The organism is Bradyrhizobium sp. 157, assembly GCF_023073815.1.
Taxonomy (GTDB): domain Bacteria; phylum Pseudomonadota; class Alphaproteobacteria; order Rhizobiales; family Xanthobacteraceae; genus Bradyrhizobium.
Map to the genome: position 1 here is coordinate 87,640 of NZ_JADPKF010000107.1, position 19,449 is coordinate 107,088.

Sequence of the window (19,449 nt, forward strand, 5' to 3'; positions counted from 1 at the left end):
TCAAGGCCCTTTGAGCTGGAGATGTGTCAGGCCGCAGATTGCCCGGCGGCGGTTTGTGCGGGCATCGGATAATCGTCCTCGTTCAATACCCAGCCCAGCTTGGCCGAGAAATCCAGGCGCGGCGGACAGAAGATGTCGACGAGAACGTTGAGCTTGGGATCGACGGCTTGCGATGTGTGAATGGCCGGCGGTGGAATCACGGCAATGGAGGGCGATCCGCAGCGTTCGTGATCGTCGTCGCGCCACTGGGCCATGTCGGTCGTCCAGGGCCAGCGTAGGTGGTGAACAAAAGTGCCGGCCAGCGCCAGCGAGCATTGCTCGAAATCGTCATGGTGATGCGGCGACATCTTGCTCGGGTCGCGCGGGCCGCTTCGGGGCTCCAAGAAATTCACCATGAAGGTCGAGCAGCGGAAGATGCGCCCGAACCGTCCCGGCGTGGCCGCGACGTCGAGACTGTAGGTCCGGATCTTCGCGCCCGTAGCTGCCTCCGGCCACGGCTCGAACGGCGGCAAATTGGGATGCGGTGTCGCGTAGGATGCGGCATTGGCGCACAGTTTCGCGAGATCTTCCGATCGCGTCGTCACCATGCGCACCACCTTGGCGGCACCCAGCAACGTGACGGAGCTAGCGCCCGCCGGCACGAAACTGATGGAGTGACCGTTGACGGCCTTGCGCTCGTTCTCCCAGACGATCTCGGCGCCTGCCCCCGGATCGGGAAGCAGCACGACATATTCGTCGGGCTGGTTGGTCCGGCTCAGCACCGCGCCCTTTTCGGCCTCGCTATAAGCGATGATGAAGTTCTGGCCGCGGGCATACCAGGTGCGCGCGCCGTTCTGATTTTCAGCCGGCGGCGTTTCGTAGAATTTCGCATATTCGGCGCCGGCAAAGCGGGTGGCGGCGGGTTTTGTGCCGACGGGCGTGGCGGCGAGCGCAGCGCGCGGATCAGTGCTGTGATACATGTGAGCCATCCGTGGTTCGAACGAGCGTTTTGAAATCGGTGAGCGTTTGCGCGGCAGCCCGGCGCATCTGGCCCTGATCCGACGAGATGATGAAGGCGCTGGCGCCGAGCTCGGCGAAATCCTTGGCTTCCGCAGCACTCGCGACCATCACGCAGACCGGCTTGGTGACTTTGTTCGCCGCCGCAATGATCCTGATAACCGCGTCCTTGACAGAGGCGTCGGCCGGCGATTTGGCGCCGAGGGCGACGGTGAGATCGCCGCGGCCGATGAAGAACCCGTGGATTCCGTCGACCGCGGCGATGGCGTCAATGTGATCCAGCGCTTCCGGGTCCTCGATCATCGCAATCGCGCAGACCGATGCATCCTGTTCATCGACGAGAGTCCACATCGGCGTGCTGCCATAGGCGCCGGCGCGGGCCGAACCGGAATAGCCGCGCCGTCCGCCGCGATAGCGCGCGGCAGCCGCAATCGCGCGCGCCTTCTCGACCGTCGCGACGTGGGGCACCAGCACACCGGCTGCGCCGCAATCCAGGCAGGACAATATTTTCGCCGGATCGTCCGACGACACGCGCACGATTCCCGCGAGATTGCTGGCCCGCGCGGCCAGCAGCATGACGTCGGTCATCGCGCGATCGATCGGCGCGTGCTCCTCGTCGATTACGACGAAATCATAGCCGAGCGCGCCGAATATTTCGGTCGCATGCGTGGTCGGCGTCTTGATGAACGTGCCAACCACGTGCTGCCGCGCGGAGAAGCGGCGGCGGAATGACGAAAAATGCGGCCTGACGACGTCTCCGGACACTGTTGCTCCTCCCCGGCCATCTGCATAGGCTGCCCTCGGAAGACAGGCCCGGTGTGGCGCTTGGCGAAAACCATTGCAGGGACGACGCCGGTCGGCCATAGCTATTCCACCGTGTTCCACTAGGTGGAATTTCAGGATGCCGCTCAAGTCTGACACCGTCGAAGCCGCCTCGCGCACGCTCCTGCTGCTGGAGGAGCTCAACCGCCACCGCGTCACCTCGATCGATCGCCTGCACAAGGCGACGGGGTTGCCGAAATCGACGGTGGTGCGGTTGATGAAGTCGCTATGCGCGCTGGGCTATGCCGCGAACGACCGGCGGCAGGGCGGCTACGCGGTCGCCTCGCGGGTCAAATCGCTGAGCAACGGCTTTCACGGCGATCCGCTGGTGGTGGAAGCCGCGCGCCCGTGGGCGCTCGCCTTCACGCGACAATATCACTGGCCGATCGCCATCGCCGTCCTCGACCGGAATTCAGTCGTGGTCCGCTTCAGCACCATTCCTGACAGCCCGGTTTCGCCCTTTCACGGTACCCTCAATATGCAACTCAGCCTGCTCGGGCGGGCGCTGGGGCGCGCTTATCTGGCGTTCTGTCCGGTCAGCGAGCGATCGATGCTGCTCGACATGCTCGCCCGGTCGCAGGAGGCCGAAGACAAACTCGCCACCGAACGAAAACGGGCATTGGCTTTGCTGGCCACGATCCGCAAGCAAGGTTTTGCAGAACGCGACCCGATGATCGAACCGCGCTCCTCGAACACGATCGCACTCCCCGTCATCGTCAATCAGCGCGTACTCGCCACCGTCGGCATGACCTATTTCACGTCGGCGCTTAACCGAGCAGACGTCGTCGGGCGCTACGTCCCGCTCGTGAAAGCCCTGGCGGACAACATTGCCGCAAGTGTCTCGTCGTTGCAGGAGTAGAGGCTAGGGAGATGAGCCGTCACGGCACCGACTGCGAACACAAGGAAACGCAGAGTGCTGCGGCGAGCACAATGATGGGCATACTGTGTACTCGCGATGGAGTAGCGACATCCCTAACGCTTGACAGAGGGGATGCTACCTATTTAGTAGCGAAAATGCCTGTGAGCCAAACACCAAAACCTGGGAGACCGGTCCGAGGCTCGCGGACAGGTGTCCCTGTCATGGCGCTCCTGGACCTGTTGGGGCGACGCTGGACAATGGGCATTTTGTGGAACCTCGGCAAAGGCGGCCCCTGCACATTCCGCGAACTGCAAGAACGTTGCGAATCGATCTCGCCTACGGTTCTTAATTCGCGCCTGAAAGAATTGCGTGAAGCAGGCTTGATCGAGCATTCGCACGAGGGTTATCGCGCTACACCGACCGGACATGAACTTTATGCCCTTCTTGTCCCACTTGGTGTTTGGGCGAAGAAGTGGGCCGCGAAGTTACCGGCGTAGGTCATTCCTGGGATAGTGACAACCGAGCGTAACAAGCTCGAGCAGTCTTGAGCTGCGCTGATATTCGGGTCGAGAGAAGAAAACCCTATCCCGAGGCGGCAGCGGAAAACGCGCTTCCACGCCGCTGCCGCAAAAGGCATTGCTCTACCCTTGCTTCCGCGCAGCTATTGGCGACATTAGCCTTAGCGAAACGGAAGCTACCATGAGCCAGCCCGCATTCGATCCCTTTGGAGAACCAGTCCCGGCGGTCGATCCTTCGACTGCGTCGGTCGGCGCGTCCAAGTGGCTGAAGCCGGCCGGCATAGGCCTGTTCTGGGGGCTTGTCGGCGTCATCGTGCTGGCGCGCGCGGTCTATTTCGAGCCGAGCGATCTCAGCTTCGAGCGCGCCGTCGCGTGGGCGCAGGACTTGCTCGCCTCGCTTTAATATCTTGCCGGCATGTGCCGTGCGGGCTGAGCTGCCCGGACGTTCCTATCCAATGATCCGTTCGAACGCGACCGCGGCAGGGCTACCTTGAACCGCCCAAGTCGATCTGATCCTCGTTGGCCGCCAACCGGGACGATGGCCATGCCGACGCCTGCAAATCCAGGTTGAGGGATATAACCTCTCTGTATGGGCACAATCCGAAAATGTACTAGCGAGCCCGCGTGGTCCGGCGCATAAATTATTCTCCAAGGAGGATAAGTGCCGCCACCCCAAAGCAGTTCTGACGACGCACGGCCGCGACCGGGCATGCTCGGCCGCGGCATGGCCCTCATTCCAGGGGTCGCACTCTGCGGCATCATCACCGCCGTTTCGCTGGCCGCGCAACGCCTCGAAGAGCACGTCTTCATCCATCCTTACGTCGAGGCGCTGGTCATCGCGATCCTGCTCGGAATGGCGATTCGTACCGTCTGGCAACCATCCCAACGCTGGCGTTCCGGCATAGCCTTTAGCGCCAAGCAACTACTCGAGGTGGCCGTCATGCTGCTCGGTGCGTCCGTCAGCTTTGGCGCGATCGCGGCCTCCGGCTATCTCTTGATCAGCGCAATCGTCGCCACCGTCGCAGTGATGCTCGCGGTGAGCTACGGCCTCAGCCGCATGCTCGGGCTTCCTACGAAAATGTCGATCCTGATCGCCTGCGGAAATTCGATCTGCGGCAACTCGGCAATCGCCGCCGTCGCGCCGGTGATCGGAGCCAATAGCGATGATGTCGCCTCGTCGATCTCCTTCACCGCCATCCTCGGCGTGTTGATGGTGCTGGGCCTGCCGCTCCTGATCCCCTTGCTGGACCTGTCGGCGACACAATACGGCATTCTGGCGGGCCTCACCGTCTATGCCGTTCCGCAGGTTTTGGCGGCGACCGTGCCCGCGGGCATCGTCAGCACGCAAATTGGCACGCTGGTCAAGCTTGTGCGCGTGCTGATGCTGGGGCCGATCGTGGTCGCCCTCTCGCTGGTCGCGGCGCGCCGCCGCAAGCTCCATGCCGATCAAACGAAGGTCGCCGCCATCAGCCCATTCAAGCTGGTGCCCTGGTTTATCATCGGCTTTCTGATGCTCGCAGCCCTGCGCTCCTTCCAGCTCGTGCCGGATCTTGTGGTCGCACCGGTGACGAAGACGGCGGCTATCCTGACCGTCCTCTCGATGGCTGCGCTTGGCCTTGGCGTCGACGTGCGCGTGCTCTCCACCGTGGGCGGACGGGTCACCGCCGCCGTCACGCTGTCGCTGCTCCTCCTGCTGGGCCTAAGCATCGGGCTCGTCCACTTATTCCGGTGACCGGGAAGGTCACCAAAGACGGAATGAAGCCAATTGTTCGCGCCGAGCGGTGCTGTGTCGTTCTTCAGACCTTGCGCAGCGACGTCGCGGTGGACGCGAGATTCCGCGGACCGGCAGCCAATGCATCCGCTGAATGAGCCGTGCCGAGAGGTTCGCGGCGATCGAACTTGACCCGGAACAGGAGGAATAGATCACTCGTCGATATTCACGTCATCCGTGACGTCTTCACACCCGCCCAGAAGCAGCAGCTGATCGAGAAGGTGACGAAGCGATGGTCGCCGTCGACGGCGAGAACATGCGCGAGTTTGTAGAAGCGGAACTCAGGGGATGGCTACCCGTCATGGGAGTTGTGCTGCCGGAGCCGCAGATCGATCGCATCCTGGCAGAGGCGGAAACAACCCTCGCTCGCTATCTCACTGCCGATGGACTTGCGTTCGACATATCGGCGCATCTCGCAACCTGCAGACGACCTTAGGTGGCGGAGGATCACGATCAGCTTCGGCACCAGGAGCTATCCCGGAGGCACTGCTCGCGCGCCACCTAGATCCGCACCGACGTGAATGCTAGTCACCATTTCTCAACCCACGGTCGGAGCACGACTTCGAACGCCCAGGTCGACCGATGTTGGCGATGCAGTTGCAGATACGTTTCGGCGATATGGTCGGGATCGGCCATGTTGTCGTCGACAGTTGTTCCTGCCAGCCGGTGCGCGCGGGTCCCGTCCTCCTGAGTCCAGCCGATCGCGGCGTCGATCGGCACATTCGCGACGTGGATGCCCTGCGGCATCAGTTCTCTTGCCATGCTCTGCGCAAGTCCGGACTTGGCATGACATGCCATTGCAAAGGCACCGCTCGATGGAAAGCCTTTGAGCGCCGCGCTGGCGTTCGTGAAGATGATCGTTCCTTTCGCACCATTGGTGTCGAGTTTGTTTCCGAGCATGAGTCGAGCCGCCTGTTGGCCTACCAGGAACGCGCTGAACGCCGCATTCCGAAGTGTTTCGAGCGCCATGACCGGGTCGGCTTCGATAACGCTCTTGCGGAAAATGCCGGGAACACGGCCATCGATGTTATGCACGACAAGCCTCGGCGTCCCAACGTCCTGAACGACATTCTCGAACAGCTTCTCCACGGCCACCGGTTCGCTTGCATCGCAGGCATATCGGCGCACGCCATGCATCTTCTCGAGAGTCTCAAGGACGGCTTTCTCGGGATTTCTGGCTGCGACGCAGACTCGCATGCCGCTTTCCGCGAACAGCCTGGCGCAACTTGAGCTAATGCCCGGGCCGCCGCCGACAATGAGGGCAACGTCCCGGGCGGTATCGTGTTTGGATTGATTCATGTTGTTTGCTCGGATGCGTTTGGTGGTCAGCAATGTTTCCGCCGTTACCTGCGTCCAGTTCTTCGGCGATTCCCGCGATCATTGCCGAAGAACATGTCGCCGTTCGGAATGAAAGTAGGCGCACCGAAATACCATGATACCCGCGGCCACTTCGGCTTTCACGTGTTCGGTCACGATTTTCTCCTCTCGAACTCGGATTCTGTACACTGGAGACGCTCCGCGCTGGTGCTCGCGGTCTGATTGCGCAAGGCCTGCCGACCGGCCTCCAGAATAGCGTCAGACAGTTGCTTGTCGCCGGATGCCCGCGCCAGCAAGATCGAACCGACCATGGTTGCAATTGCGCCGGCTGCGGCCTGTCGCGCATCTGATGGCGATCTCTTCGGGATCAACCCGGCGATGATATCGATCATTTTCTCGAGCCCGCCTGCAAGGGTACGCCGGGCCTCCGGGGCCGAACGTCCGATATCCGCGGCTAAAGCCGGAAGCGCACACCCGCGGGCCGGATTGTTGCGATGGCGGGGACTCAGATAGGATTCGACGACCGCGTCGAATCCTATCTCGGCAGGCAATCCCTGCGTGAGATCGAGCCAATGGACGACGGTTCGATCCATGGCCAAAGCGAGCGCTTCAACAATCAAGGCGTCCCGTGACTTGAAGTAGGCATAGAAGCTGCCATGCGTCAGGTCAGCGAGCTTCATCAGGTCGACCACACTCAAGCCATCGGCACCGTTCTGACGCAGGCCATAGGAAGCGTTTTCGACGATCCGCCTGCGGGTCTGCTGCCCATGGCCTTTCGGGTAACGCATCGCCTGCTCCGGGATGACCTAAGAAACAGAGCCACATTAGATGATCATTATCATATAACGACCAAATTCCGCAAAGGCTTCTTGATTCGCGTCAGGAAAAGCCGGTCAGCGACGCAGACCTCCAGATTGACCGCGCGCTAGTGCCCGACGAATACGGGGTTGCGCTTTTCGACAAAGGCGCGCACCGCTTCCTTGTGATCCGTCGTCCGCGCGGAGCGGACCATGTATGCCGCTTCCTGGTCCATCGAATCCAGAAGGTCCGTGGCCAAGGCATGGTCAAGGTTGTCTTTCATGCCGGCGAAAGCTTGCGAGGGGCCCTCGGCCAAGGACCTTGCAAGCGCAAATGCAACATCGCGAAGCTCGGCGTCGGCCACCACCCGGTTGACGAGCCCCAGGGTCTCGCAGCGGCGTGCGTCGATCCGCTCCGACAGAAACATCATCTCGCGTGCCCGGGACGTTCCCACCAGCCGCGTCAGCAGCCAGGCGATGCCATAGTCTCCCGTCAAGGCGATGCGGGCATATCCCGTGGTCATCACGGCCGATTCAGCGGCGATTCGAATGTCGCAGGCGAGCGCAAGCGCAAGCCCTGCGCCCGCCGCAGGCCCGGGAAGCGCCGCCAGCGTCGGCTTTCGTAATCCCACCAGCGCACCCGTGAGGGTGCGCTGCTTGATGCGCAAATCGGCGATCCGCTCATCGATGGGCGTTTCGGCTTTGGCCGCATTGCTCCCCATACCCTTGACGTCGCCGCCGGCACAAAAGGCGGCCCCGGCACCCGTGATGAGCAATGCGCCGACGCTGGAATCATCGCCGCACTGCCTGATCATGTGCCGCAGCGCTGGGGTCAGTTGATCGGACAAGGCGTTGCGAGCCTCGGGCCGGTTCAGCGTAATCAGCGCCACGCGATCCCGAATTTCGCACAGCAACTCACCTGTGCCGGTGTCGACCTCGATCCGATCTTCTGCCATGAGCACTGTTCCCGTCGCGCTTTCACGCGACCTTCAAGGCTTCCTCGCTATCGGCGTCCAGGAATCCCGTAAGCCGTCCCCTGATAAGCCGCTCGGCATCCGCCATGATGCGGTCGATCAGTTCCTTCACGGTCGGGATATCGTGAATGAGACCCGCGACCATCCCGCAGCTCCATGCGCCGGCGTCCATGTCGCCGTCGATCATCACCTTGGGATAGACTCCAGCGACCTGCTCGTGGATGTCGCCAATCTTCAGGCTTGCGCCCTTCTCGCGCTCAACCTCCAGCAACTGGTCGACGCCCTTGTTCTTCAAGACGCGCTCGGTATTGCGCAGCGCGCGCATGACCAGCACGGTGTCGAGTTCGGTCGCCTTGACCAATGCCTGCTTTACATTGTCGTGGACTGGCGCTTCCTTCGTGGCGATGAAGCGGGTACCCATGTTCATGCCGGCGGCCCCCATCGACAGCGCCGCGACAAGGCTCCGCGCGTCGGCCATGCCGCCCGACGCTACAAACGGAATCTTCAGCTCGTCCGCCGCACGGGGCAGCAGGATCATGTTCGGGATGTCGTCCTCGCCGGGATGGCCGCCGCATTCGAAGCCATCAACGCTGACAGCGTCGCAGCCGATCTTCTCGGCCTTGAGCGAGTGCCGCACCGAGGTGCATTTGTGGATCACCTTGATGCCAGCGGCTTTCAGCGCCGGCATATACTGCTCGGGGCTGCGGCCGGCGGTCTCCACCGCCTTGACACCGCCTTCCTTGATAGCAGCGATATACTCCGGATATGGCGGCGCGGTGAAGCTCGGCAGGAAAGTAAGGTTCACACCAAAGGGCTTGTCCGTCATGTCACGACAGCGCGCGATCTCTTTGGCCAATAGTTCCGGCGTCCGTTGCGTCAGGCCGGTGATGATCCCCAGTCCGCCGGCGTTCGACACGGCGGCCGCCAGCTCGGCAAACCCGACATAGTGCATTCCGCCCTGGATGATCGGATGTTCGATGCCGAACATCTCGGTAATTGCAGTCTTCACGCGTGCCTCCGATGTGGTTTTCCAGATTTCTAGCGTAGCCAGGTTGTTGTTCGTCAGTGGACAATTTCGAGAAGGCCTGCGGCGCCCATGCCGCCGCCGACGCACATCGTAACAACGGCGTATTTCGCCTTGCGCCGGCGGCCCTCGATCAAGGCGTGGCCAGTCAGCCGCGCGCCGGTCATGCCGTAGGGATGGCCGACTGCGATCGATCCGCCATTGACGTTGAGCTTTTCCGGGTCGATCCCGAGCTTATCGCGGCAATAGATCACCTGCACCGCGAATGCCTCGTTCAATTCCCAGAGATCGATATCGTCGATCTTCAGTCCGTGTCGCTTGAGCAGCCGGGGCACGGCATAGACCGGACCGACGCCCATCTCGTCCGGTTCGCAGCCTGCGGCGACGAAGCCACGGAAGATGCCCAGCGGCTTCAGACCGTTTTGCGCCGCGAGCTTGTCGCTCATGATGACAGCTGCACTGGCGCCATCCGAAAGCTGACTGGCATTGCCGCCGGTGATCGTGAAACCTGGCCCCTTTGCCGGCTTGACGCCAGCAAGACCTTCGGCCGTGGTATCGGGACGCGGCCCCTCGTCAGCCGACAGCGTCACCTGCTGGTACGAGACGGCGCCGCTCGCCTTGTCGGTGACTGCCATCGTGGTCTTGATCGGTGCGAGTTCGTCGTTAAAGCGGCCCCCCTGCTGAGCGGCCGCCGTCCGGCGCTGGCTCTCGAGGCTGTATTCGTCCTGACGTTCGCGCGAGATGTCGTAGCGCTTCGCAACGACTTCGGCAGTATCCAGCATCGCGATGTAGGCGTCCCCTTTCATCGCGAGCAATTCGGGATCGACGGCATGAAAGCTGTTGAACTGGTTGTTCTGAACCAGGCTGATGGATTCGCCGCCGCCGCCGATGGCAACCTCCACGCCATCGAAAATGACCGAGCGCGCTGCCAGCGCAATTGCCTGGAGCCCGGACGCACATTGGCGATCGATGGTCGTTCCGGCCACACTCACCGGAAGCCCGGCGCGCAGCAGCGCCTTGCGTGCGATGTTGGTGCCCGTGGTGCCCTGTTGCATGGCGCAGCCCATCACAACGTCCTCGACTTCGGCCCCCTCCACGTTAGCGCGTGACAACGCAGCGGAAATGGCATGACCCAGCAACGTTGCACCTTCGGTATTATTGAGGGCGCCCTTGTAAGCCTTGCCAATCGGAGTACGAGCAGTCGAGACGATTACGGCTTCGGTCATTGTTTACCTCTGGTCGGGGGGCGGCAGTCGATTTGCTAGAAGGAGATTCAGCTCTGCTGTGCGTACCGCATCAGATGATAGGCAGGATCGCCGAACTGAACGTTGATGGAGCTTATGCGCTTGAAGTAGTGGCCGACGTTCAACTCGTCGCTCATGCCCATGCCGCCATGCAGTTGCACGGCCTGCTCTGCGACGAAACGCGCGGCATAGCCCACTTTCGTCTTGGCGCCGGACGCCAGTTTCGATCCGTTCGGTTCCTTCGATGCCAGGCTTAGGTTCAGATGCTGAGTGAGCGAGATGGACTCCTCAAGCGCGATGAACATGTCAACCATGCGGTGTTGCAGCACCTGAAACGTTCCCAGCGCAACCCCGAACTGCTTGCGCGTCTTGCTGTATTCAAGCGTCGCCGAGTTCAGCTCCGCCATGGCGCCGACAGCTTCTGCGCAAAGGGCTGCGATAGCGCGATCGCGGGTCACCTCCAGGGTAGCCACACCCTCGCCTTCGCTGCCCAGCATCTGGCCGGCAGGCACCTCGATGTTCATCAGCGTGAGTTCAGCGGCGCGCCGGCCATCCATGGTCTTGAAGCTCTGCAGGTGAAGATTGGCTGCATGGCGATCTACAACAAACAGACTCACGCCCTCGCGATCGCGTGGCCCGCCCGACGTGCGCGCCGAGACGATCAGCTTGTCGGCCCACGGCGCGCCAATCACCGCGGCCTTGGTCCCGCTCAGGACAAAATTGTCTCCTTGGCGGCGTGCAGTGGTGGTCACGTTGTTGAAATCATAACGCGACCGTCCTTCCGCCCAGGCCAGCGCCCATATCGCCTCGCCCTCCATGATCTTCGGCAGGAATGCCTGACGCTGCTCGGGCGAGCCGACGGCTTCGATCAGGCCACCGGCGAGGACTACCGTCTCAAAGTACGGCTCGACGACGAGGTTGCGGCCGAATTCCTGCATCACGATCATCGTCGCAAGCGAGCCGCCACCAAGGCCGCCGGAGCTTTCATGGAACGGCGCGGCGCAGAGACCGAGTTCGGCGAACGATTTCCAATGCCTGCGGCTCCAGCCTTCATCGGTCGCAACGATCTTGCGGCGCTCGTCGAAATCGTACTGCTCGCGCAGGAATCGTTGAATGCTGGAACGGAGCAATTCCTGTTCTTCCGTCAACTGAATATCCATCGGATGCCTCGTGATGTAGTCAGAGACCCAAAACCGCTTTCGCGATAATGTTGCGCTGAATTTCATTCGATCCCCCGTAAATGCTGAGCTTTCGGGAGTTCAGATATTTTTCAGTCGCCGTGTGCCCATAGTCCGGCCCCGGCATGAAGCGGTTGGCGCTCACCGGGTGCTCACGGATGGCCAAACCGTAATTGCCGATCGCCTGGTGCGTCAGATCGGTGATGCGCTGGAATATCTCGGTGCCCCTGATCTTGAACAGCGACGCGGCCGGTCCCGGGTCGATGCCGCGCGACATCTGCGCAACGATGCGCAGTTCAGTCGCCTCCAGCGCGAGCACATCGAGCTCGACGCGCGCGATCTCCCTGATGAACTCTCCGAACCCCGGATCGTCTTCGTCGACCTCAGCTCTTACGATCTGCTTGAGACGCCCGAGGTAACGTGTCGAGCGTCCGATCCCGGCCATGCTGGTGCGCTCGTTGCCGAGCAGGAATTTCGCGTAGGTCCAGCCCTTGTTTTCCTCGCCGATCAGGTTCTCCACGGGGACCCGCACGTCCTCGAGGAACACATCGTTCACCTCGTGCGATCCGTCGATGGTGATGATCGGCCGCACGGTGACACCGGGCGACTTCATGTCGATCAACAGAAAGGAGATTCCGGCCTGAGGCTTTGCCGACGGGTCAGTCCGCACCAGGCAGAAGATCCAGTCGGCATGTTGGGCCAGGGTTGTCCAGGTCTTGTGGCCGTTGACGATGTAGTGGTCGCCGTCGCGCACCGCCTTGGTCCGGACGGAAGCAAGATCGGAGCCGGAGCCCGGCTCCGAATAACCCTGGCACCACCAATCGTCGCCGGAGAGAATCCGCGGCAAAAACTTCCTTTTCTGCGCGTCATCGCCAAATGTGTAGATGACCGGACCGACCATGGTGACGCTGAACGCGAGCGGCGGCAGCGTCCCGGCGCGCGAGGTCTCCTGTTCAAAGATGAAGCGCTGTGTGACCGACCAGCCCGGGCCGCCATATTCCTTGGGCCAGAGCGGAGCAATCCAACCCTTCTTGTAGAGGATCCTGTGCCAGAGCAGCGACTGCTCCTTGGTCAAATCGGTCTCGGGGTTTGGAACGCGCATTTCCTGCGGATAGTTCTCCGCAATAAAGGCGCGCACCTCGTCACGAAACGCAGCGTCCTCGCTGGAAAGGTTGAGCTCCATCGCGCGAGGCTCCCGTTACCATTTCTCGCCGAACGGACGGATTTCCAGCTCGAAGGTCCAGGCGCTTTTCGGCTGCTGATAAAGCAACCAATAGGATTCCGCGACCGAGGACGGCGGCATCAATGCATCGGGGTTGTCCAGCGCTGTCGGTCCAAGGGCCTCGATCCGCCGCTGGCGCACCCATTCGGTGTCGACGCCGGAATCGATGATGAGATGCGCCACGTGAATATTCCTGGGACCCAGCTCACGCGCCGCCGCCTGTGCAACGGCCCGCAGGCCGAACTTGGCGCTGGCGAAGGCCGCATAACCCGCTCCACCGCGGAGACTCGCCGTCGCCCCAGTGAAGAAGATATTGCCTTTGCCGCGCGGCAGCATCAGCCGCGCCGCTTCGCGCCCGGCGAGGAAGCCGGAATAGCAGGCCATTTCCCAGACCTTGCGGAACACGCGCTCGGTGGTTTCCAGAATCGGAAAGTTGACGTTGGCGCCGATGTTGAAGATGCAAACCTCGAGCGGCGCGTGCTTGTCGGCGTCGCCAAGGAAAGAGATGATCTCCTCCTCCTTGCGTGCGTCGAGCGAGCGCGCGTGAATTTCGCCGCCGGCCTTCTCGATCTCCTTCACGAGTGGTTCGAGCTTGGCGCCGTTACGGCGCCCGGCAAACACCGTGAAGCCTTCAGCGGCGAACTTCTTTGCGATCTCGCCGCCGATATAGTCACCGGCACCGATAACGGCCACAGTTGCGTTTCTCTTTTGCAAGGGTGTTCTCCCGGTCAACTTAAGTGAGTTCGTCGTTGGAATTTCGCCACCTGCGTGGCAGCAGCTCGGTCGACATGCAAACGGTCCGCGAGTTCATGCTTGCGGATCTTTCCGGTTGAGCTTCCCGGTAAGACATCAACGATAATGATTTTCGGTGGCCGAATGTAGGAGGGGAGCCGAGGTTTGATGGAATCCATCAGATCGGTGGGCTTGACGCGCGCTCCCGGGAGCAGCTGCACGAATGCGACCAGCTCCCCATCACCGTTGAGGGCACGGCCGACGACGGCGGATTGCACATCCTTGTGTGAATTGAGAATTGCCTCGATCCTGGCTGGGAAGGCGCTAATCACTTCCTTGGTGCGGCCGACAATGTACAGGCAATCGCCGTCAAAGCGGGCAAGATCGCCGGTATTGAACCAGCCTTCGCTGTCGATCACTTTGGCTGTCAGTTCGGGAGCGCGGTAATAGCCGCGCATCACGTTGCGCCCGCGCACGTGGAGTTCTCCGACTTCTTCCTTTGACAGTGGTATGCCGTCGATTGTTCTGATGCGTCCCTCTACTCCCGGCAGCAACGTGCCAACCGCGTGATCGGAACGCGGCATATCGAAGCGCACGCCTGATATTCCCGGCGAGCATTCGGTGATGCCATAGTCGTTGAGCATCGGCAAACCAAACACTTTCTCGACGCGCATCTTCAGATTCAGGTCGAGCGGCGCGCCGGCAACGGCAATCAAGCGCAACGAGCCCCGGTCTAGCCGCTTCAGACCCGATACACTCTTGTACTCCATCAGGCCTTGATAGGTGGCGGGCACGCCGTTGAGGATGGTAACGCCCTCCTCCGCGATCGCCTTGGCGGTAGCCGCCGGATCGTATTTGCTCACCATCCGCACCGTGCCGCCGACCATCAGCGTCATGATCAGGAGCGAGATGCCGACGACATGCGAAATCGGTAACACGAGATAGATCTTGTCGTCCCGATCCATCTTGCGGAGATGCGCCGTGGTCCTGGCGCTGATCAGCAGGTTTTCATGGGAGAGCATCACACCCTTCGGTGTCCCCGTCGCTCCCGAAGTATAGATCAGCACCGCGACTTGTTCTGCCGGATCGACCTCCACCGGCTCGACAGTCGCGCTTTCGTTCAGCGTGCCAATGCCAATCTCCCGCAGCGTGCCTATTTGCCGGTTCTCCGCGCCATAGCGTGATGCGTGCGCCGCAGCCTCTTTCGAAACACCTGACGTGAAAAACATCCGGCGGGCACCGCTATGATCGCGGATCTGGTCCAGTTCGCGCGCCGACAGTCGCGGGTTGGCGACGATCGCCCAGGCGTCGAGCCGGCTCGCCGCCAGCAGCAAGGCGGCCAGCGCAATGCAGTTTTCGCTGACAATGATCATCCGGTCGCCCGCTCTGATTCCAAGCGAGGAGAGAACGGTAGCGATCTCTCTAACGCGCTGCTCCAGATCGCGGTAGCTGCAGGACGCCCCGTTCTCGACTAGCGCGATCCGGTCGGGGGCTTCGGCGACCTGTCTTGCCGTTACTTCATGTATGCGGCTAGGCAAGCCAGCGGCAATCTCGTCGAGATTGATCGTCTCTGAAAGCGCCGCCACGACTGACCTCCCGACCAAAACATGCCGACTTTTGCAACGCGACACATTCACCGCGTACCTAACGTTCTTTTTTAGAACTCGTCAATCACTAATTCAATCATCCTGTTTCATGAGGTCCGAAGGGGCAACTTCGCTGCCCTATTATTGCCCCCCCGCATTGCTGAAAGCCTCGTTTACAATGTATCGGCCCGCCGCTACGATGATAGTATCAAAAAGGAACTTGTCGAGGAGAGACGGAATGGCGGAGAGCCGCGGCGTGGCGATACTTGTGGGCGCAGGCGACGCCATCGGAGCGGCCGTCGCCCGGCGTTTTGCGAAGGGCGGCTATACGGTTTGCATCTGCAGGCGTGATGCGTCCAAGTCGCAGGGGCTTGTGGGCGAGCTGAGGACCGCGGGACATAACATTCACGCGTTCAGTGTCGATGCCCGCCAGGAAGCAGAGGTTCAAGGCATATTCGCGCGAATCGAGAAGGAGTTCGGACCCATCCAGGTCTGCCTCTTCAACGCGGGCTCGAACGTCAACAAGCCCTTGGTGGAGACCACAGAAAAGCTGTTCTTCAAGGCCTGGGAACTGGCCTGCTATGCCGGATTCCTGGTCGGACGTGAGGCTGCGCGCGTCATGCTGCCGCGCGGACACGGCACCATCTTGTTTACCGGTGCGACCGCCAGCGTGCGTGGCGGCCAGGGGTTTGCGGCGTTTTCATCGGCGAAGTTCGGCCTTCGCGCGGTAGCCCAGGCGATGGCGCGCGAGCTTGGGCCGAAGAACATCCACGTCGTCCATCTCATCATCGACGCCGGCGTCGATAGCGAAGCCATTCATCAGCGCATGAAAGCGGCGAAGGGAATCGAGGCGAGCGAGATTCCTCCGGACAGCCTGACGCGAACGTCTTCCATCGCCGAGGCGTATTGGTTCGCCCATCAGCAGAGCCGAGACGGCTGGACCCATGAACTCGATCTTCGTCCGTCCGTGGAGAAATGGTGATGAGCGCAACACCCGAACTCACCCTGTGGGGCGTTGGGACAAGCCGCACCATTCGTGCGCATTGGGCCATGCACGAACTTGGCTTGTCCTACAAGATCAAGCCGATCGGGCCGCGGACAGGCGAGACCAAGACGGCCGAATACACCAGGCTCAATCCCCGCCAGAAGATCCCGTTGCTGCAGGACGGCGACTTCCGCATTGGAGAAAGCGCTGCAATCGTTGCCTATCTGTCGCGAACCTATTCGACACCAGACCGTTCGCTGATTCCCGAAACCCAGCGCGAGTTCGCCGCCTGGCTCGAGTGGTGCTTCTTTATCGTGGCCGAACTCGATTCGACGAGCCTTTACGTGATGCGCCGCCATCGCGCGGATGCACTGGGACACATCTATGGAGTTGCGCCCGAAGTCGTCGCACAAGCCGGCGAATATTTCCGGCAACAGTTGCGACATGTGGAGGTCGCGCTGGCAGACGGCCGGACGTTCTTGATGGGTGACCAGTTTACCAGCGCTGACATCCTGCTTACGACGTGCCTGGATTGGGCCATCGCTTACGGCGTCGGTATTTGCGACAACGCGCGCCCCTACCTTGAACGCATTCAAAACCGAGCGGCCTATCAGCGAGCCGCCGCGGCGAATGTTCCGGTGGCACCGATTACGCCGGCGACGGCGAAGGTCTGAGAACCGTTCGCCGATCGCGGGAGGGCTTCGGCTCAGACCGCCACGCGCACGCTGCGCTCGGCAACCATCCTGTCGATGGCGCTATCGTCGTAACCCAGTTCCCGCAACACGTCGCGCGAATGCTCTCCTACCCGGGGAGCAGGCCCGCCGATCGCGGCCTCATTGATCTCAAAGCGGGCCGCGGGCTTGGGCTGCCGCACCCGTCCGACCTTCGGCTGATCGAATTCCGCGATGATGCCACGCGCGACCACCTGTTCATTGTGGATGATTTCGCCTCGGCGCAGGATCGGCGCGCACGGCACGTCGGCAGCGTCGAGTCGCTCCAGCCATTCGGTGGTGGTGTGTTCAGCGATGTATTCCGCCATCTTGTTGATGCGGGCCGTAGCGTTGACCGAGCGCGCCGCCGGCGTCGCAAAGCGAGGATCCTTGGCAAGCTCCGGATCGCCGGAGGCCCGGCAGAAACCCTGCCATTCGGAATCGGAGATAGTCCCGGCCGTGATGTAGCCGTCGCTGGTCTTGAACACGAGATCCGGCCGATCATTGGGATCGGCGGCGGTAGCCTCGGCGCCTACCACTGTGTACTGCATCATGCCTTCCGGCCACAGGTAGGAAATCATCGCATCCAGCATCGCGACCTGGATATGATCGCCCTGCCCGGTTTTCTCGCGGGCATAGAGCGCCGCCGCGACCGCCTGTGCGGTGAAGACAGCGGTGGTCTTGTCGCATACGATGGTGCGGATCATTTGCGGACGGTTCGTGACCGGCTGCGACTGGATATCGGCGAAGCCGGACAGGCCCTGAATGATTGGATCGTAGACGCGCTTCTTTACGTACGGGCCGGTATCGCCGACGCCGCTGATCGAGACGTAGATCAGGCGCGGATGGCGCTGGCGCAACTCATCGACGCCGAGACCGAGGCGCTCCATGGTGCCGGGCCGAAAATTCTGCACCAGCACATCAGCCTGCGCGACTAGCCTGGCGAGCACCTCGCGGCCAGCCGGGCTCTTGACGTCGATCGACAGCGAACGCTTGCCGCGGTTTGAAGAGATGAACAGGGCGGAGAATTCTCCGTCCTTGTCGATGGTGGCACGGCTGCGGCGCGTGATGTCGCCGCCGATCGGCTCAATCTTCAGGACGTCGGCGCCCTGATCCGCCAGAAACATGGTCGCGAACGGGCCCGACACAACGCCGGTCAGATCGAGAACACGAACACCGCTAAGCGGGCCAGGCATGGGCATTCTCCCGAGTTAACTTTTGCTTCAGGTCCGGGAGTTTGGCTTCGCCACTCATCCCGGACAGTCGCCGCAGTCAGGCCGTCTTGGGAACAGGTTGTCTGGTCTGTTCGACGATCGACTCCTCGACGTCGCGGAGCTGATCCTTGCCAAAGAACATTTCTTGTCCAACGAAGAAAGTCGGCGAGCCGAATGCTCCCCGGCTGACGGCGTCGTTGGTCAGGTCGATCAGCCTCTTCTTGACGTCATCCTGTTGTGCGCGCGCGATCAACCGGTCGATATCGATCCCCGAGGAGATGAATGCGTTCCGGAAGATTTCGGGGTCATCCATCTTCTTCGGCTCTTCCCACATATGATGGTAGGCGGCACGGAAATAGGGCTCGAACACGCCTTCGAATTGGGCGGCGACGGCGCCGCGCATCAACATCAGCGTATTGACGGGAAAGAAGGGATTCTGACGGAATTTCGTGATGTTGTGGCGGCGGATAAATCGTTGGGTCTCGAGTGCCTGGTATTCCGGCTTGTTCTTGATTCCGCGAAGCGAGTCGAACGGCGACATGTTGCCGGTCGCCTTGTAGATGCCCCCAAGCAGAACCGGGACATACTCGAATTTGACGCCGGTACGCCGCTCGATCCCCGGAATGGCTACTTCCGCCAGATAAGCGTTCGGACTGCCGAAATCGAACTGGAATTCCACCTTCAGGGGCATGTCGGCTCCTCCCGCGAGCGTATTGAATGATCAGGTTTGGTACTCAATAGCCGAAATCCGGCTACCATTCGTTTACAGTTCTAAAAACGAACTGTCAAACCGTTGCAAATTTCTGCTGGTTTCGCCCCGATCCATAGGGATTGTTTGGAGCTGAGTACCTATCTAGAATGGTAGGGAAGCGGCGGTTCCCTGGACGATTCGAGCGAAAACAGGGTGCCTGATGGACTGGAGAGCAGGAAATGCGATGGGATGCCCTTGAAGAAGAGCCGTGTTCTATGGCCCGTACGATCGGCGTGATCGGCGACCGTTGGACCCTTCTTATCCTGCGCGAATGCTTCCTGCGCACGCGCCGCTTCGAAGGATTTCAGTCCGCGCTCGGAATAACACGCCATTTGCTCGCGGAGCGGCTGAAGAAACTGGTCCGGCAAGGCGTGCTGCGCCGGATTCCCTATCAGGAGTCGCCCAAGCGGCACGAATACATCCTTACCCAAAAGGGACTCGATCTCTATCCGATCATGATGGCGATCGTGCATTGGGGCGACACGCATATGGTCGACGAACGCGGGCGGCCGTTGCTGCACCAGCACCGCAAATGCGGCAAGAACTTCGATCCGGTCATGGTGTGCTCCGAATGCGGTGAGCCGCTGTCGGCCAAGGAGGTTCATACCCATCCCGGCCCAGGCGCCCGAAGCACCCCGGCAATAAAGGCGCCGGAGAAACCGAAGGCAAAGGCGCGCCGCAGCGCCGCTTGAGGTGGCTGCTCACGCGGGCCACCGCAATGCTAAGCAGGCGTCAGCGCAAGCCGGTAA

At 61.4% G+C, this 19,449-nt stretch carries 21 protein-coding genes; 8 read left to right on the forward strand and 13 right to left on the reverse strand.

Translation table 11 applies throughout. The features are described 5' to 3' along the window. Nucleotides 1–26 precede the first annotated feature (26 nt). Together IVA95_RS33860 and IVA95_RS33865 are read right to left on the reverse strand one after the other, a co-directional pair. A complete protein-coding gene (locus tag IVA95_RS33860; RefSeq protein ID WP_247514455.1) occupies nucleotides 27–959 on the reverse strand; it encodes a hypothetical protein in 933 nt (310 codons plus the stop codon). Beyond that, nucleotides 943–1,761 carry an aldolase/citrate lyase family protein gene (locus IVA95_RS33865; protein ID WP_247514456.1) on the reverse strand — a complete coding sequence of 273 codons (819 nt, stop codon included), beginning with the start codon at nucleotides 1,759–1,761 and terminating at the stop codon, nucleotides 943–945. The genes IVA95_RS33860 and IVA95_RS33865 overlap by 17 nt, the downstream gene beginning before the upstream one ends. A gap of 136 nt (nucleotides 1,762–1,897) precedes the next feature. Between IVA95_RS33865 and IVA95_RS33870 the strand changes: the two genes are divergently transcribed. From IVA95_RS33870 to IVA95_RS33890, 5 genes are all read left to right on the forward strand, one after another. After that, nucleotides 1,898–2,677 carry a DNA-binding transcriptional regulator gene (locus IVA95_RS33870; protein WP_247514457.1) on the forward strand — a complete coding sequence of 260 codons (780 nt, stop codon included), beginning with the start codon at nucleotides 1,898–1,900 and terminating at the stop codon, nucleotides 2,675–2,677. A gap of 221 nt (nucleotides 2,678–2,898) precedes the next feature. Continuing rightward, entirely contained in the window at nucleotides 2,899–3,174 is a 276-nt protein-coding gene (locus tag IVA95_RS33875; RefSeq protein ID WP_312018018.1) for a helix-turn-helix domain-containing protein, read from the forward strand. 202 nt (nucleotides 3,175–3,376) lie between these two features. After that, nucleotides 3,377–3,598: a hypothetical protein gene (locus IVA95_RS33880; protein WP_247514458.1), complete on the forward strand. Its 222-nt coding sequence runs from the start codon at nucleotides 3,377–3,379 to the stop codon at nucleotides 3,596–3,598. Nucleotides 3,599–3,856: 258 nt separating this feature from the next. Then, the gene (locus tag IVA95_RS33885) at nucleotides 3,857–4,927 is read left to right on the forward strand and encodes a putative sulfate exporter family transporter (protein ID WP_247514459.1); all 1,071 of its coding nucleotides are present in this window, start codon (nucleotides 3,857–3,859) and stop codon (nucleotides 4,925–4,927) included. A 271-nt stretch (nucleotides 4,928–5,198) separates the two neighbouring features. Then, nucleotides 5,199–5,402, forward strand: a complete 204-nt coding sequence (locus tag IVA95_RS33890; RefSeq protein WP_247514460.1) for a hypothetical protein — start codon at nucleotides 5,199–5,201, stop codon at nucleotides 5,400–5,402. Between the two features lie 92 nt (nucleotides 5,403–5,494). On the opposite strand, the gene IVA95_RS33895 is transcribed toward IVA95_RS33890, so the two are convergent. The 9 genes from IVA95_RS33895 to IVA95_RS33935 form a co-directional block, all read right to left on the reverse strand. Beyond that, a complete protein-coding gene (locus IVA95_RS33895) occupies nucleotides 5,495–6,298 on the reverse strand; it encodes an SDR family oxidoreductase (RefSeq protein WP_247514461.1) in 804 nt (267 codons plus the stop codon). 137 nt (nucleotides 6,299–6,435) lie between these two features. Further along, nucleotides 6,436–7,071 carry a TetR/AcrR family transcriptional regulator gene (locus tag IVA95_RS33900; RefSeq protein WP_256470355.1) on the reverse strand — a complete coding sequence of 212 codons (636 nt, stop codon included), beginning with the start codon at nucleotides 7,069–7,071 and terminating at the stop codon, nucleotides 6,436–6,438. A 137-nt stretch (nucleotides 7,072–7,208) separates the two neighbouring features. Then, the gene (locus IVA95_RS33905) at nucleotides 7,209–8,036 is read right to left on the reverse strand and encodes an enoyl-CoA hydratase-related protein (protein ID WP_247514463.1); all 828 of its coding nucleotides are present in this window, start codon (nucleotides 8,034–8,036) and stop codon (nucleotides 7,209–7,211) included. A 22-nt stretch (nucleotides 8,037–8,058) separates the two neighbouring features. After that, on the reverse strand, nucleotides 8,059–9,063 hold the full coding sequence (locus IVA95_RS33910; RefSeq protein WP_247514464.1) for a nitronate monooxygenase family protein: 1,005 nt from the start codon (nucleotides 9,061–9,063) through the stop codon (nucleotides 8,059–8,061). A gap of 53 nt (nucleotides 9,064–9,116) precedes the next feature. Continuing rightward, complete coding sequence (locus IVA95_RS33915) at nucleotides 9,117–10,304, reverse strand: acetyl-CoA C-acyltransferase (protein WP_247514466.1); 1,188 nt, start codon at nucleotides 10,302–10,304, stop codon at nucleotides 9,117–9,119. A gap of 47 nt (nucleotides 10,305–10,351) precedes the next feature. Continuing rightward, the gene (locus IVA95_RS33920; RefSeq protein WP_247514467.1) at nucleotides 10,352–11,482 is read right to left on the reverse strand and encodes an acyl-CoA dehydrogenase family protein; all 1,131 of its coding nucleotides are present in this window, start codon (nucleotides 11,480–11,482) and stop codon (nucleotides 10,352–10,354) included. A gap of 19 nt (nucleotides 11,483–11,501) precedes the next feature. Continuing rightward, nucleotides 11,502–12,683 (reverse strand): acyl-CoA dehydrogenase family protein, encoded by a 1,182-nt coding sequence (locus IVA95_RS33925; protein ID WP_247514468.1) that lies wholly within the window; start codon nucleotides 12,681–12,683, stop codon nucleotides 11,502–11,504. A 15-nt stretch (nucleotides 12,684–12,698) separates the two neighbouring features. Continuing rightward, nucleotides 12,699–13,436: an SDR family oxidoreductase gene (locus tag IVA95_RS33930; RefSeq protein WP_247514470.1), complete on the reverse strand. Its 738-nt coding sequence runs from the start codon at nucleotides 13,434–13,436 to the stop codon at nucleotides 12,699–12,701. A 14-nt stretch (nucleotides 13,437–13,450) separates the two neighbouring features. Continuing rightward, nucleotides 13,451–15,091 carry an AMP-binding protein gene (locus IVA95_RS33935; protein ID WP_346658091.1) on the reverse strand — a complete coding sequence of 547 codons (1,641 nt, stop codon included), beginning with the start codon at nucleotides 15,089–15,091 and terminating at the stop codon, nucleotides 13,451–13,453. A gap of 187 nt (nucleotides 15,092–15,278) precedes the next feature. On the opposite strand from IVA95_RS33935, the gene IVA95_RS33940 reads away from it, so the two are divergent. Further along, nucleotides 15,279–16,022 carry an SDR family NAD(P)-dependent oxidoreductase gene (locus IVA95_RS33940; protein WP_247514472.1) on the forward strand — a complete coding sequence of 248 codons (744 nt, stop codon included), beginning with the start codon at nucleotides 15,279–15,281 and terminating at the stop codon, nucleotides 16,020–16,022. Next, entirely contained in the window at nucleotides 16,022–16,699 is a 678-nt protein-coding gene (locus tag IVA95_RS33945) for a glutathione S-transferase family protein (RefSeq protein WP_247514473.1), read from the forward strand. The genes IVA95_RS33940 and IVA95_RS33945 overlap by 1 nt, the downstream gene beginning before the upstream one ends. A 32-nt stretch (nucleotides 16,700–16,731) precedes the next feature. Here IVA95_RS33945 and IVA95_RS33950 read toward each other — a convergent pair whose 3' ends face one another. Next, on the reverse strand, nucleotides 16,732–17,931 hold the full coding sequence (locus IVA95_RS33950; RefSeq protein WP_247514475.1) for a CoA transferase: 1,200 nt from the start codon (nucleotides 17,929–17,931) through the stop codon (nucleotides 16,732–16,734). Between the two features lie 76 nt (nucleotides 17,932–18,007). Beyond that, entirely contained in the window at nucleotides 18,008–18,640 is a 633-nt protein-coding gene (locus IVA95_RS33955) for a 2-hydroxychromene-2-carboxylate isomerase (protein ID WP_247514476.1), read from the reverse strand. Nucleotides 18,641–18,879: 239 nt separating this feature from the next. Between IVA95_RS33955 and IVA95_RS33960 the strand changes: the two genes are divergently transcribed. Next, complete coding sequence (locus tag IVA95_RS33960; RefSeq protein WP_057852115.1) at nucleotides 18,880–19,392, forward strand: helix-turn-helix domain-containing protein; 513 nt, start codon at nucleotides 18,880–18,882, stop codon at nucleotides 19,390–19,392. Nucleotides 19,393–19,449: the final 57 nt, after the last annotated feature.

What these genes read in the sequence shown, in the direction of transcription:
- IVA95_RS33860 (WP_247514455.1), bottom strand. Translation starts at nt 959, where the DNA reads ATGTATCACAGCACTGATCCGCGCGCTGCGCTCGCCGCCACGCCCGTC.
- IVA95_RS33870 (WP_247514457.1), top strand. Translation starts at nt 1,898, where the DNA reads ATGCCGCTCAAGTCTGACACCGTCGAAGCCGCCTCGCGCACGCTCCTG.
- IVA95_RS33875 (WP_312018018.1), top strand. Translation starts at nt 2,899, where the DNA reads ATGGCGCTCCTGGACCTGTTGGGGCGACGCTGGACAATGGGCATTTTG.
- IVA95_RS33880 (WP_247514458.1), top strand. Translation starts at nt 3,377, where the DNA reads ATGAGCCAGCCCGCATTCGATCCCTTTGGAGAACCAGTCCCGGCGGTC.
- IVA95_RS33890 (WP_247514460.1), top strand. Translation starts at nt 5,199, where the DNA reads ATGGTCGCCGTCGACGGCGAGAACATGCGCGAGTTTGTAGAAGCGGAA.
- IVA95_RS33900 (WP_256470355.1), bottom strand. Translation starts at nt 7,071, where the DNA reads ATGCGTTACCCGAAAGGCCATGGGCAGCAGACCCGCAGGCGGATCGTC.
- IVA95_RS33905 (WP_247514463.1), bottom strand. Translation starts at nt 8,036, where the DNA reads ATGGCAGAAGATCGGATCGAGGTCGACACCGGCACAGGTGAGTTGCTG.
- IVA95_RS33915 (WP_247514466.1), bottom strand. Translation starts at nt 10,304, where the DNA reads ATGACCGAAGCCGTAATCGTCTCGACTGCTCGTACTCCGATTGGCAAG.
- IVA95_RS33920 (WP_247514467.1), bottom strand. Translation starts at nt 11,482, where the DNA reads ATGGATATTCAGTTGACGGAAGAACAGGAATTGCTCCGTTCCAGCATT.
- IVA95_RS33925 (WP_247514468.1), bottom strand. Translation starts at nt 12,683, where the DNA reads ATGGAGCTCAACCTTTCCAGCGAGGACGCTGCGTTTCGTGACGAGGTG.
- IVA95_RS33940 (WP_247514472.1), top strand. Translation starts at nt 15,279, where the DNA reads ATGGCGGAGAGCCGCGGCGTGGCGATACTTGTGGGCGCAGGCGACGCC.
- IVA95_RS33945 (WP_247514473.1), top strand. Translation starts at nt 16,022, where the DNA reads ATGAGCGCAACACCCGAACTCACCCTGTGGGGCGTTGGGACAAGCCGC.
- IVA95_RS33950 (WP_247514475.1), bottom strand. Translation starts at nt 17,931, where the DNA reads ATGCCTGGCCCGCTTAGCGGTGTTCGTGTTCTCGATCTGACCGGCGTT.
- IVA95_RS33955 (WP_247514476.1), bottom strand. Translation starts at nt 18,640, where the DNA reads ATGCCCCTGAAGGTGGAATTCCAGTTCGATTTCGGCAGTCCGAACGCT.
- IVA95_RS33960 (WP_057852115.1), top strand. Translation starts at nt 18,880, where the DNA reads ATGCGATGGGATGCCCTTGAAGAAGAGCCGTGTTCTATGGCCCGTACG.